Annotated in this window: 10 protein-coding genes; 5 read left to right on the top strand and 5 right to left on the bottom strand. The window is 64.3% G+C overall.

Features of this window, described 5'->3' with window-relative positions:
* Positions 1-66: 66 nt before the first annotated feature.
* The 4 genes from HBF24_RS00355 to HBF24_RS00340 are packed head-to-tail and all read right to left on the bottom strand — an operon-like array spanning position 67 to position 3,571.
* Positions 67-669: a response regulator transcription factor gene (locus tag HBF24_RS00355; RefSeq protein ID WP_167167276.1), complete on the bottom strand. Its 603-nt coding sequence runs from the start codon at positions 667-669 to the stop codon at positions 67-69.
* Positions 666-1,841 (bottom strand): sensor histidine kinase, encoded by a 1,176-nt coding sequence (locus HBF24_RS00350; RefSeq protein WP_167167274.1) that lies wholly within the window; start codon positions 1,839-1,841, stop codon positions 666-668. Before HBF24_RS00350 ends, HBF24_RS00355 begins: the two co-directional genes overlap by 4 nt.
* A gap of 45 nt (positions 1,842-1,886) precedes the next feature.
* Positions 1,887-2,654: an ABC transporter permease gene (locus tag HBF24_RS00345; protein WP_240922025.1), complete on the bottom strand. Its 768-nt coding sequence runs from the start codon at positions 2,652-2,654 to the stop codon at positions 1,887-1,889.
* On the bottom strand, positions 2,654-3,571 hold the full coding sequence (locus HBF24_RS00340) for an ABC transporter ATP-binding protein (protein ID WP_167167272.1): 918 nt from the start codon (positions 3,569-3,571) through the stop codon (positions 2,654-2,656). Before HBF24_RS00340 ends, HBF24_RS00345 begins: the two co-directional genes overlap by 1 nt.
* Before the next feature lie 213 nt (positions 3,572-3,784).
* On the opposite strand from HBF24_RS00340, the gene HBF24_RS00335 reads away from it, so the two are divergent.
* The 5 genes from HBF24_RS00335 to HBF24_RS00315 all read left to right on the top strand — a co-directional run bounded on the left by HBF24_RS00335 (position 3,785) and on the right by HBF24_RS00315 (position 11,247).
* Positions 3,785-5,281 carry an aminotransferase class III-fold pyridoxal phosphate-dependent enzyme gene (locus HBF24_RS00335; protein WP_167167269.1) on the top strand — a complete coding sequence of 499 codons (1,497 nt, stop codon included), beginning with the start codon at positions 3,785-3,787 and terminating at the stop codon, positions 5,279-5,281.
* A 155-nt stretch (positions 5,282-5,436) separates the two neighbouring features.
* Complete coding sequence (locus HBF24_RS00330; RefSeq protein WP_167167266.1) at positions 5,437-6,498, top strand: glycosyltransferase family 9 protein; 1,062 nt, start codon at positions 5,437-5,439, stop codon at positions 6,496-6,498.
* An 82-nt stretch (positions 6,499-6,580) separates the two neighbouring features.
* Positions 6,581-7,609 (top strand): sterol desaturase family protein, encoded by a 1,029-nt coding sequence (locus HBF24_RS00325; protein ID WP_167167263.1) that lies wholly within the window; start codon positions 6,581-6,583, stop codon positions 7,607-7,609.
* A gap of 62 nt (positions 7,610-7,671) precedes the next feature.
* Positions 7,672-8,301, top strand: coding sequence for a uracil phosphoribosyltransferase (gene upp / locus HBF24_RS00320; protein ID WP_167167260.1), 630 nt, complete (start codon positions 7,672-7,674; stop codon positions 8,299-8,301).
* Between the two features lie 138 nt (positions 8,302-8,439).
* The gene (locus tag HBF24_RS00315; RefSeq protein ID WP_167167257.1) at positions 8,440-11,247 is read left to right on the top strand and encodes a lamin tail domain-containing protein; all 2,808 of its coding nucleotides are present in this window, start codon (positions 8,440-8,442) and stop codon (positions 11,245-11,247) included.
* 140 nt (positions 11,248-11,387) lie between these two features.
* Here the strand turns inward: HBF24_RS00315 and pip are convergent, their stop codons facing one another.
* On the bottom strand, positions 11,388-12,347 hold the full coding sequence (gene pip, locus HBF24_RS00310; RefSeq protein ID WP_167167254.1) for a prolyl aminopeptidase: 960 nt from the start codon (positions 12,345-12,347) through the stop codon (positions 11,388-11,390).
* Positions 12,348-12,411: the final 64 nt, after the last annotated feature.

Raw genomic sequence — 12,411 nt, 5'->3', positions numbered from 1 at the left:
CGACAGCTGTGCCGGAGTCATCCGGCCATCTTACTATCCCCGGCCGCCTACGCCCGAACCCTGGACCTACAGCCAGCCCTTCTGGCGCGCCAGACGGTAGGCCTCGATCCGGTTGGCCACACCCAGCTTGCCGATCGCCTCGGACAGATAATTGCGCACGGTGCCGTGCGACAAGCTTAGATGCGCCGCGATGTCGGCCGCCGACTGCCCTTCGCCGGCCATGCGCAGTACCTGGCGCTCGCGATCATTCAGCGGATCGGCCTCGGACCAGGCCTCCAGCGCCAGCTGCGGGTCGATGGAGCGGCCGCCGCGATGCACGGTACGGATGGCCTCGGCCAGATTCTCGGCCGGCGCATCCTTCAACAGATAACCGGATACGCCCGCATCCAGCGCGCGGCGCAGAAAACCGGGACGCGCGAAGGTGGTGACAATCACCACCTTGCTCGGCAGCTCGTAACGCTGCACGCGCTGGGCCAGCTCCAGGCCGGTCAGGCCCGGCATTTCAATGTCGGTGACCAGCACATCGGGCTTGAGGCGCTGCAACTCGCGCCAGGCACTCTCGCCCTCGGCGGCCGAGCCGAGCACGTCGATATCGCTCTCCAGGTTGAGCAGCGCTGACAGCGCGCCACGCACCATGGATTGATCTTCAGCCAGCAAGACACGGATCACGCGGCCTGCTCCTGATCGGAAGCCGGCAGCTCACGCGCGGCGAACCGGCGCAGGTCGACCCGGATAGTCAGGCGCGTGCCCTTGCCTCTTGCTGAAACGATGCCGAGCTCGCCGTGGATACCGGCCACGCGCTCGCGCAATCCGCACAGGCCATTACCTTCATCACCAAGGCCACCGCGTCCATTATCGGCGATGCACAGTGTCAGTTGCGGACCATCGACCTGCACCTTGACCCAGGCCTGCGTGGCGCGTGCGTGGCGGGCAATATTCGTGGCTGACTCGCGCAGCACCAGCGCCAACGTGCGCTCGACCTGCTGCGGCACATCGGCCGGTAGCGTTTCGTAATCGAGCCGTACCCCCGACGACTCCAGCAACAGGCGCGCCGAGGCCAGCTCCGCCGCCATGTCCGTGCTGCGGATGCCGGTGACCGCCGCGCGTACTTCGGCCAGCGCATGCCGGGCCACGCGCTCGGCCTCGTCGGCCTCGCGCGCAGCGGCCTGTTCCTGGCCACGCTCGCGCAGTTTGCGCGCCAGCTCCAGCTTCAGGGTAATCAGCGACAGCGTATGGCCAAGCAGGTCGTGCAGATCACGGCCGATACGCTCGCGTTCGGCGGTAGCTGCCAGCCGACGCACCTCGTCATGCGACAACTTGAGCTCGGCATCCTTCTCGTCGCTGGAACGCTCGGCATTGACGGTGACACCGATAATCAGCGTGGTCAGCGGAATGGAAACATAGGAAGGCCAGCTGAAACCCAGATACACGCATTCGGTGATGACGAAAACGTTCAGCGTCACCACCCATAGCAGATACACGCGCATGTTGCGGTAGCAGCCACCGAGCATCACGCAGCCGTAGATGAAGTAGGTCAGGCCGGACGGATACCAGGGCAGCGTCGCCATGCACAGCGCCACCAGCGCCAGCGCGAAGACCTCCTGGGCACCTCGCGCCGAGCTCAGGCACTTGTAGTAAAACAGCAGGAAGATCGGGTAGGTCGCCAGCGTGAATCCCAGCCACCTCATATCGAAGCCGTGATTGAACAGCGGCACGATAAAGATCCACACCGACCACAGCAGGTGTACGCCGTCCATCCAGGGCGTCCTGCCACGGGCGCGGCTGCGCTCGATCATGGAGCTAGGGTCCGGTTTCAGCCACTGGACGAGCGCTGGGGACATGGCGGCCAACCGTATCGGTGAAGATGTCGCGTGCATCATGCCATGTCAGCCCAGGCGGCGCAGACGACGCGCCGCCAGAACCAGAAACAATGCCGTATATCCAGCCAGTGCCAGCACATGGCCGGTCGTCGGCACCGACTCAAAACCGGTGACTGACAGGGCCACCTGATCCAGGTGATAGGCCGGCAGCACCGGGGCCAGTTGCTGCAGGGCGTGAGGCAACTGCTTGAGCGGCACCCAAAGCCCGGAAAGAAACGCCATGGGCAGATAGATCATGTTGAGGATGGGTGCCGCACCCTGCCCTTTGACCAGGGTGCCTACCCAAAGCCCGAGCGCGCAGAACGGCAGCACGCCCAGCGCACCGGTCGCCACCAGTGCCAGCATCGCGCTGATGCTGTAGCCGGTGCCGCCCAGCAGTTCAGCCAGTACCAGCAACAGGATCACCACCAGTGCGGCGGCGGCCATCGCCATCAGCATCTTGCCAATCAAATAGGCGCCGGGGGGCATCGGTAACGCGCGCTTGAGCGTCAGCAGGCCACTTTCGCGCTCCATCGCCAGCGATACGCCAAAGCCGAACAAGCCCGGACTCATCACGCCAAATACGGCGTAGCTGACGAGCAGGTAGCGCTGCACCTGCTCACCGCCAGCATGGTTCATCACCACGCCAAACAATAAATAGAACAATGTCGGGAACAGGGTGATCGGCAGCATGAAACTGGGTGCGCGCATGTAGCGCACACACTCGGTGCCGGCTTCGGTCAGGTAGGCACGCCACACGCGGGCGGCAGGCATGGAAGGGGCGGTGGTGTTCATCAGGCGGCCTCCTGCTCGACGGCTTCATCGCGGCGGGTCAGATGGGTGAACGCCTCGGCCAGGCCGGCGCGTCGCACCTCCAGTTCGGTCAGGGCCAGGTCAGCCTGCAAAAGCCGGCGCACCACCGATTCAGGCTCACGGCTGGCGATGTGCAGCTGCGCGCCGTCGCGACGCACCTCATCCACATGGCTCCACTGTTCGACCGCGTGTTCGTCCAGGTCGCTGCAGCAGCGAATGCGCGTCACCGCAACTTTGGCGCGCAACTGGTCGACGCTGCCCTCGGTAAGCACGCGTCCCTTGTCGATCACCACCACGCGCTGGGCCAACGCTTCGGCCTCTTCCAGATAGTGGGTGGTCAACACCACCGCACAGCCCTCGGCCACCAGCAGGCGCATCGCCGCCCACAGTTTTTGCCGGGCCTCGATATCCATGCCCACGGTGGGCTCGTCCAGGAACAACAGTTCGGGCCGGCCACACAGCGCCAGCGCGAACTGCACGCGCCGCTGCTGGCCGCCGGACAGCTTGCCGTAGGGGCGCTTGAGCAGGTCGCCGATGCCGGCAAGTTCGGCGCATTCGGCCTCACTGCGCGGATTCGGGTAGTAGCTTGAGGTCAGGCGCAGCAGCTCACCCACGCGCAGACTGGGCGGCAGGCGCGCCTCCTGCAGCATCACGCCGATGCGCCGCCGCGCATCGATCTGCTGGGGAGACTGACCGAACAACTCGACGCGACCGCTGTCGACCTGGACCAGTCCCAACAGCAGCGCCACGCTGGTGCTTTTGCCGGCGCCATTGGGCCCAAGCAGCGCCAGCAGCTCGCCAGGACGCAAGGACAGGTCCAGCCCATCGACAGCCGTCAGTTTGCCGTAGCGCTTGATCGCGCCTTGCAGAAGCGCTACGGGAGTATTCGATGCGTTCATGTTGCCCTCCGGTGGATGGGCACATGCTGGGCGCAAGACCTTGAAAGACCCAGTCGTTGCCGTCACGCATGGCATGTGACAGCCGTCATCTCCAACTATGCCATGGGGTTACGCAACTTATTCCATCGTGTTATGCTCGTAACAATTTCCTTTAACAATAACCACTTAGCAATCAAGCCCTTGGTTTGAAAGCAAAGTTCAGAAGGAGGAGCCATGGGATCGATCGACATGCTGCGCGAAATGCGCGAATTCGGTGGTAAGGCACGCACGCACGGCCTGGATGACGCTACCGTCGAGCGCTTTGCCGCCAGCGACGCCACGCTTGGCCAGGCTATCGAGGAAGCGCTGGCGCGCCATCGCGCGCTGCGCGACGAGTTGGGTGATTTCCTCAAGCTCGACGAGAACGAGCAGCTGGAACAGGCGCAGTCGGCCTATGTGAACTTCTACCCCGACGATGCCATCAACCCGTATCTGCCGGCGGCCGCCCGCGGCGCCTGGATCGTCACCTTGAAGGGCGCGGTGCTGCACGACAACGGCGGCTACGGCATGCTCGGTTTCGGCCATAACCCGCCAACCATCCTCGAGGCCATGTCAAAGCCGCAGGTGATGGCCAACGTGATGACTCCGTCGATTGCGCAGATGCGTGCCTCCAAGGCACTGCGCAAGGAAATTGGCCATCGTCGCGACGGCTGCCCGTACAGCCGCTTCCTGTGCCTGAATTCGGGCTCCGAGTCGGTGACGCTGGCCTGCCGCATTGCCGACGTCAATTCGGCGCAGATGACCGACAAGGGCGGCAAGTACGAAGGTCGCAAGATCAAGCGTCTGGCCGTGAAGGGTGCCTTCCATGGCCGCACCGACCGCCCGGCGCTGTATTCTGACTCCACCCGCAAGACCTACCAGCAGCACTTGGCCAGCTATCGCCACGAGGAATCGCTGCTGACGGTGGAGCCGTACAACGTCGAGCAGCTCAAGCAGGTGTTCGCCGATGCCGATGCCAACGGCTGGTTCATCGAGGCGATGTTCCTGGAGCCGGTGATGGGCGAAGGCGATCCCGGCCGCGCCCTCACGCGCGAGTTCTACGATGCCGCCCGTGCCCTGACCAAGTCGCACGGCACCATGCTGCTGGTCGACTCCATCCAGGCCGGTCTTCGCGCCCACGGCGTGCTGTCGTTCGTCGATTATCCGGGCTTCGAGGACGCCGAGGCGCCGGACATGGAAACCTATTCCAAGGCGCTCAATGCCGGCCAGTATCCGCTGTCGGTGCTGGCCGTGGGCGAGCGCGCCGCCGGCATGTACCGCAAGGGCATCTACGGCAACACCATGACCGCCAATCCGCGCGCCCTGGACGTGGCCTGCGCCACGCTGTCGCTGCTCGATGACAAGGTGCGCGCCAACGTGCGCGAGCGTGGCCAGGAGTTTGTCGACAAGCTCAACGCACTCAAGGACGAACTGGGCGGCCTGATCACCAAGGTGCAGGGCACGGGCCTGCTGTTCTCGTGTGAGCTGTCGCCCGATTTCAAGTGCTACGGCGCCAACTCCACCGAGGAATACCTGCGCGAACACGGCGTCGGTGTCATCCATGGGGGCGCCAACTCGCTGCGCTTCACGCCGCACTTCAATGTCACCAGCGCCGAGGTCGATCTGATCATAGACGCGGTGCGCAAGGCGCTGAAGGAAGGGCCTCGCAAGCAGGCCGATCAGGCCGCTTAACGACCCCGCTCACAGGGCCGGCCGCTCCCGTGCGGTCGGCCCTTCCCTTTCAGCAAGCTTCCAACTGCCTGACAAAACGGTAATCGTGAGCACCCCGTAAAATCAGTCACCTGCCGCTAGCATTAAGGTCACCGCCACGATGTGATGACCGCCTCATGCACGCGGAAAACGTCCAGGTCCTGAAGGGGACCAACCCCGCCGGAGCTGCCTCCCCGCTACCGTCCTTCCTGGCCGGCCCCGAACGGCAGCGCATTCGCGGCAAGCACCGTATTCTTGTCTGCCACCCCAACAGCAGCCTGGGCAATTCACTGCTGCTGACACCGCTGTTGCAGGAGCTGGAGTACCAGTTGCCCGGCGCCGAGGTGGACATCCTCACGCGCAGCCCCAGCGCACACGCACTGTATGGCGGCTATGGCCAGGTACGAAACATCTTTCCCTTGCCCTCGCATGCGGTAGGACACCTGCCACGCTATTTGAGCTCGCTGGGAAACATGCGTGCCAGGCGCTATGACCTGGCCATTGATACCGATGTGCGTTCGCGCAGCAGCCGAGTCCTGCTCAACCTTGCGCAAAGCCATGAAACCCTGGGCTATGGGGGCGCCCACAAGCCCCGTGGAGTGACTCATGCCATAGCCCCGCCCAGCCACCTCCAGGCCAAGGGAAAGCTGCCTGTATACCTGCTTCGCCAGGGACTGGACCTGCCCGCGGACGATCCTTATCCGGCACCCGACATCCGGCTGAGCGCACGCGAACACGTCGACGGGCTGCTGGCTCTTCGACGCATCATGGGCGAACCATGCGGCGGCAGAAACAAAGTGATGGGCATTTTCGCCAACGCCACCGGCCCCAAGCTGCTTCCACCCGATTGGTGGCAGGCGTTCCTGCAAGCGCTGGAAGCGATCAATCAGCGCTATCGGTGCATGGAGATACTGCCCACGTCGGCCCGCTCGATGCTGGCAGACAGGTATCCGGGCTTTTATTCGTCCGACCTGCGCAAGTTGGCAGGCGTGCTGCATGCGCTGGACGCCTTCGTCAGCCTGGATTGCGGCGTGATGCACCTGGGCAGCGCGGCCGGAGCACGTACCGTCGCGATATTCACCACCACCTCCATCGCGCAATGGGGACCGTACGGGTCCCAGGAACAAACCATCGATGCACGCGACCTGTCACCCCAGGCCACAGCACAGCAGGTGATGCGCGCCTGCCAAAGCCTGTGACAACATGCTCTCTCTGATCTACCCACGGTCCCCGACCGGCGTGTCAGGCAGGGCCAACGCTTACCGCTTTTACTGACACCCCATGTTCGCGCCCTGGACACTCTGGCATAACGCCATCACCGACATTGCCCTGCACGTGGTGGCGCCCGCCCTGTCGTGGCTGCACCTGACGGGGATGACCGATTCACCCCGGGAAATTGCCACGGCACTTATGATCAGTGCCATGGAAGTGCTGATCATCGCGCTGCTGTTCCGTCCCCTCGAATCGCTCATCCCGGCAGAGCAGTGGACGCACCGGCGCTACGCACGCATCGACCGTTTCTACACGCTGCTCAAATACTTCGGCGTGTTGCCGATATTCACCTATCTGATGCTGCAACCGTTCACCTACGAGGTCGGGCAGTGGTTTGGCAGCACCGGCAGCAGCAGCGGCGACAGCCAGGACTCGCTGATCACCCTGCAACAGCTGATCCCCTGGCTGCACGGCCACAGTGTCATCCAGTTCCTGATCTATTTTGCCCTGTTCGATTTGGTCTACTACCTGATCCATCGCCTGCAGCACGCCGTGCCGTGGTGGTGGGCACTACACAGCCTTCATCACAGTCAACGTCAGCTCAATTGCTGGTCCAACGATCGCGATCACTACCTGGATGACCTGTTCGAGGTGCTGATTATCTCCCTGGTGTCGCTGCTGATCGGCGTGCAGCCGGTGGACTACGCACTGCTGATCCTGACCGGAGATCTGGTGCAGATCTTCTCGCACGCCAACGTGCGTATCCGCTTCGGCAAAGTGCTGGACAAGGTGCTGGTCGACCCGCGCTACCATCGCCTGCACCACATGCGCGTCGACCCCGAGCGACCACACCTGCACGACTGCAACTTCGCATTGGTTTTCCCGATCTGGGACATTCTTTTCCGCACTGCGCTCTACAACGAGCCACTGCACCCGTGCGGCGTGGATGCCGCCGAGATCGACGCCGACAACGACAAGGGATTCCTTGGCCAGCAGGGAGCCGGCCTGGCCCGCTTCTGGCGTGCCCTGCCCCGCATGCGCCCCCGACAGGGCGGCGCGCAAGTGGTAGCTGACAACCAGGCCGGAGACCGTGCCTGACCCTGCCGCGAATACGTCGTCCGGGCAGCACGCGGCGACCGCCTGGGCTATGCTTGCCGCCCATGAGTACAGTCGAAGTCAATCATCCTCTCATCCGCCACAAGCTCGGCCTGATGCGCGAGGCCGACATCAGCACCAAGCACTTCCGCGAACTGGCCGGTGAAGTGGCCTCGCTGCTTACCTACGAAGCCACGCGCGACCTTGAAACCGAGGACACGCCCATCGATGGCTGGGCCGGCCCGCTGACCGTGCAGCGCATCAAGGGCCGCAAGATCACCATCGTGCCGATCCTGCGCGCCGGCCTGGGCATGCTGCCCGGGGTGCTGGACATGATCCCGGCGGCCAAGGTCAGCGTGGTCGGCCTGCAGCGCGATGAGGAAACCCTCAAACCGGTGGCCTACTACGAGAAGCTCACCGGCCGCATGGACGAGCGCACCGCGCTTATCGTCGACCCGATGCTGGCCACCGCCGGCACGCTGGTGGCCACGGTCGACATGCTCAAAAGCGCTGGCTGCACGCGTATCAAGGGCCTGTTCCTGGTTGCCGCGCCGGAAGGCCTGGCGCGCATGGAGCGCATGCACCCGGATGTGGAAATCTTCACCGGCTCCATCGACGAGCGCCTCAACGAGGTCGGTTACATCCTGCCGGGCCTGGGCGATGCCGGCGACAAGATCTTCGGCACCAAGCTGTAGCGTCACCCTGCAACGCAGCCGTCATCTAAGTGACGGTATCGACAGGCCTTTTGCAAGACACGCTTAACAGTACTGTCGTCACCCCGGTGCTAGGTTGGATTTTTCCAACCGACCTGATAGCCAGGGGAGGCTATAAAGATGTCGATACTGTCACGTGCCGTGGGGACGGCGCTGTGTGCGTGCGTGGTCGCTGCGGCGGCCCACGCGTCCGATCTCACCGTCAGCCAGTTCCGCGTCCGCGGCCCTGCCGGCGGCAATGACGAATTCATCGAGCTGCACAACAGCGGCGCCAACGCGGTGGACCTTTCCGGCTACAAACTGGAAGGCTCGAACAACTCCGGCACCACCGGCACCCGCGCCACGCTGCCCGCGGGCGCCAGCATTGGCCCGGGCTGCTACTACCTGTTGGCCAACAAGAACGCCTACTCAGGCAGCGTAGGTGCTGATCTCATCTACAGCACCGGCATCACCGACACCGGCGGCGTGGCACTGGTCGACGCCAGTGGCAACATGGTCGACCAGGTGGGCTTGAGCACCGGCTCGGCCTTCGGTGAAGGCACGCGCCTGGATTCACTGGGTTCGTCCAACAAGGACCAGGCCTATCAGCGCAAGACCGACGCCGCTGGCCTCTCTGTCGACAGCGACGACAACGCCAGCGACTTTTCGTTGATCACGCCCTCCGCGCCGCATGATGCGGCCAGCCAGTGCACCAGCCTGGGGCTTTCGGTCTCGGTGGCCGATGCAGCGGTCGACGAAGGCGACAGCGGCAACACCGCGCTCACCTTCACCCTGAAGCTGACCCAGCCGGCACCGGTAGGCACCCAGGTGCACGTGGCCACGGCCGACGACACCGCCACCGTGGCCGACGGCGACTACGACGCGCTGGATACCACGATCACCTTCCCGACCGGCGCCACCGAGGCCACAGTCACGGTGAACGTGCACGGCGACACCACGGTCGAACCGGACGAAGACTTCACGCTGACGCTTTCGCAGCCCTCGGCCGGGCTCTCCATCGGTCGCGCGCAGGCGATCGGTGGCATCCTCAACGACGATGCGGCACTGGTCGAGATCTGGCAGATCCAGGGCAGCGGCGATGCCTCACCGCTGGTCGGCCAGCCGGTGCGCACCGAAGACAACATCGTCACCGGCGTGGGCGCGGCCGGCTTCACCATGCAGACGCCGGACCCGCGCTCGGACAACAATCCGCTCACCTCCGACGGCGTGTACGTGTACACCGGCGCCAAGCCGAGCGTGAGCATGGGTGATGCGGTGGACGTGAAGGGCCGCGTTGACGAGTACTACGGCTTCACCGAAATCACCGACGCCAAGATCAGCGTCACCGCTTCCGGCCAGGCGCTGCCCAAGCCGGTGGTGTTCGACCGGCACACGCCGTCGATGGACCCGGCGCACCTGTCCTGCGGTGATACCAATTTCGAATGCTTTGAAAGCATGCGCGTGGCCATCACCCGCGGCATCGTCGATCGCGGCAACCAGCGCTACAGTGGCGATGATTATGCCGAGGTGTTCGCCAGTGCCGGCGGCATCCGCTCGCTGCGCAGCAAGGGCGTGCCCTACGGCGATCAGCCGTCCGACGTGAACTCCGGCGTGTGGGACGGCAACCCGGAAGTGTTCGAGATGGATGCCGACTACTTCGGCGCCGTGCCCAATGGTACCGGCATCAACGGCGGCGCGCGCTTCAAGGCGGTCGGCGTGATCGGCTACGACTATGGCGATTACGAGTTCTGGCCCACCTCGCTGAAGATCACCTACGACAACCCGATGCCGCGCCCGGTCAGCGATGCGGCCGGCGATGCCTCGGTGCTGCGCGTGGGCAACCTCAACATGCTGCGCCTGTGCGATACCGATCCCAGCAACAGCACCTACACCTGCGGCGACAATGGCGAGCCCGATGCCGCCGAGCTGGCGGTGAAGCTCTCGCGCCTGTCGGCCTATATCGGCGGCGTGCTGAAGCTGCCGGACGTGCTGGCTGCCGAGGAAGTGGAAGATCTCACCGTGCTGCAGGGTCTGGCCACGCAGCTCAACAACGACTACGGCACGCACTACGAGGCCTATCTGGTCGACGGCCATGATCCCAGCGGCATCGATGTGGGCTACCTGGTGCGCTCGCACCGTGTGCACGTCAGCCACGTCGAGCAACTGGGTGGCGATGAGACCTGGATCGATCCGTCCACCGGCCAGAGCGCGTTCCTGCAGGATCGTCCGCCGCTGCTGCTGGAAGGGCGCAAGTTGGGCGCGCACAGCTTCGCCTTCCGCCTGCTGGCGGTGCACCCGAAATCGCGCATCGGCGTCGACTCGGGCAGCAGCGCCACGCGCAACCGTGAGAAGCGCTTCGAGCAGGCCAAGCAAACCGCGCAGATCATCCAGCAGCTGCAGACGCAAAAGGGCAAGCAGCTGGAACCGCTGGTGGTGCTGGGCGACTTCAACGCCTATCCGTTCACCGACGGCTGGGTCGATGTGGTCGGCGCCATGGCCGGCACCTACGACGACAGCGAGAACCTGCTCGACCTGGGCGGCAACATCGTCAAGCCGTCGATGTGGAATGCGGTGCAGTCGGTGCCCAGGAACGACCGCTACTCGTTCCTGTACACCGAGCAGCTGGGGGCGATCCAGGGTTACCAGAGCGCCGGTTCGCGTGATACCGGCCGTGATGTGCCGGTGGCCCAGGTGCTCGACCAGGCCCTGCTCAGCCGCGCTGCACTGCCGTACTTCCGCAGCTTCCAGTACGGCCGCGGCGACCTGGATGCACCCGACCAGGTGCAGGCTGACGCGGTCAACTACACCGGCGTGCGCAAGGCCATCGGTGTATCCGACCACGATGGCTTCGTGATGGACCTGGCGGCACCCACGCCACGCAGCATCCTCAAGGGCATCTTTGATCGCCTGAAGCACAAAGCCCAGCAGCACGGGCACGGGCACCATTGATCGTCGGGATGCGCCGTGAGTATCACGGGCCGCCTGGCCCGTGACACGTTCAAACCAAAAAAGGCCCGCCAGATGGCGGGCCTTTTTTTGTACCTGCAGCCTGACGCATGGCGACAGCAATAGCGCCAAACGGCTATCGCTCAGGACGCGCGAAAGCGATCGGTCGCCTCGATCAACTCGTGCAGAATGCCCGGCTCGAACGAGGCGTGGCCAGCGTCCTGCACAATGCGCAGGTCTGCCTCCGGCCAGGCGCGATGCAGATCCCAGGCGCTGCGGATCGGGCAGACCACGTCGTAGCGCCCCTGCACGATCACCGCCGGAATCTTGCGCAGGCGATCGACGTTGCGCAGCAGCTGGTCATCATGCTCGAAGAAGCCGCCATGCACGAAGTAGTGGCACTCGATGCGCGCAAAGGCCATGGCGAAGTCGTCTTCGCCCGCGGCCTCGATGTGTTTTTCGTCCTGCTGCAGGAAGCTGGTGGCGCCCTCCCAGATCGACCAGGCCTTCGCCGCCGCCTGACGCACCGCGCGATCCTCGGAGGTCAGCCGCCGATAGTAGGCGCTCATCAGGTCGCCACGCTCGGCTTCGGGAATGGCGTTCAGATAATACTCCCAGGCATCCGGATAGACGGCATCGGCGCCCTTCTGGTAGAACCACTCCAGCTCCCAGCGGCGCAACATGAAGATGCCGCGCAGTACCAGCTCGGTGACCCGCTCGGGATGGGTTTCGGCATAGGCCAGCGACAGCGTGGAACCCCACGAGCCGCCAAATACCTGCCAGCGATCCACCTCCAGGTGCTCGCGCAGACGCTCGATGTCGGCCACCACGTGCCAGGTGGTGTTGTCGGTCAGCTCGGCATGCGGCGTGGAGCGGCCACAACCGCGCTGATCGAACAGGATGATGCGGTAGGCCTCGGGGTCGAAAAAGCGCCGGCACTTCTCGTTGACGCCGCCACCCGGCCCGCCATGCAGAAACACCACCGGCTTGCCGTCGGGATTGCCGCACTGCTCGTAGTACAGCGTGTGCAGGTCCGACACCTTGAGAAAACCGGTGTCGTAAGGCTCGATCTCGGGATAGAGCGATCGACGCGCTGAGTTCATGCGGGCTCCTTATTTCGTGGCAATCAGCACACAAGCATAACGCCGCGGCTGCAGCCTCACGAAG

It is taken from the genome of Oleiagrimonas sp. C23AA, from assembly GCF_011759385.1.
GTDB lineage: Bacteria > Pseudomonadota > Gammaproteobacteria > Xanthomonadales > Rhodanobacteraceae > Oleiagrimonas.
Note: the sequence above shows the minus strand (reverse complement) of the source record. Positions and strands in the feature narration are given on the sequence as shown.

What these genes read in the sequence shown, in the direction of transcription:
- HBF24_RS00350 (WP_167167274.1), bottom strand. Translation starts at nt 1,841, where the DNA reads ATGTCCCCAGCGCTCGTCCAGTGGCTGAAACCGGACCCTAGCTCCATG.
- HBF24_RS00345 (WP_240922025.1), bottom strand. Translation starts at nt 2,654, where the DNA reads ATGAACACCACCGCCCCTTCCATGCCTGCCGCCCGCGTGTGGCGTGCC.
- HBF24_RS00340 (WP_167167272.1), bottom strand. Translation starts at nt 3,571, where the DNA reads ATGAACGCATCGAATACTCCCGTAGCGCTTCTGCAAGGCGCGATCAAG.
- HBF24_RS00335 (WP_167167269.1), top strand. Translation starts at nt 3,785, where the DNA reads ATGGGATCGATCGACATGCTGCGCGAAATGCGCGAATTCGGTGGTAAG.
- HBF24_RS00330 (WP_167167266.1), top strand. Translation starts at nt 5,437, where the DNA reads ATGCACGCGGAAAACGTCCAGGTCCTGAAGGGGACCAACCCCGCCGGA.
- HBF24_RS00325 (WP_167167263.1), top strand. Translation starts at nt 6,581, where the DNA reads ATGTTCGCGCCCTGGACACTCTGGCATAACGCCATCACCGACATTGCC.
- upp (WP_167167260.1), top strand. Translation starts at nt 7,672, where the DNA reads ATGAGTACAGTCGAAGTCAATCATCCTCTCATCCGCCACAAGCTCGGC.
- HBF24_RS00315 (WP_167167257.1), top strand. Translation starts at nt 8,440, where the DNA reads ATGTCGATACTGTCACGTGCCGTGGGGACGGCGCTGTGTGCGTGCGTG.
- pip (WP_167167254.1), bottom strand. Translation starts at nt 12,347, where the DNA reads ATGAACTCAGCGCGTCGATCGCTCTATCCCGAGATCGAGCCTTACGAC.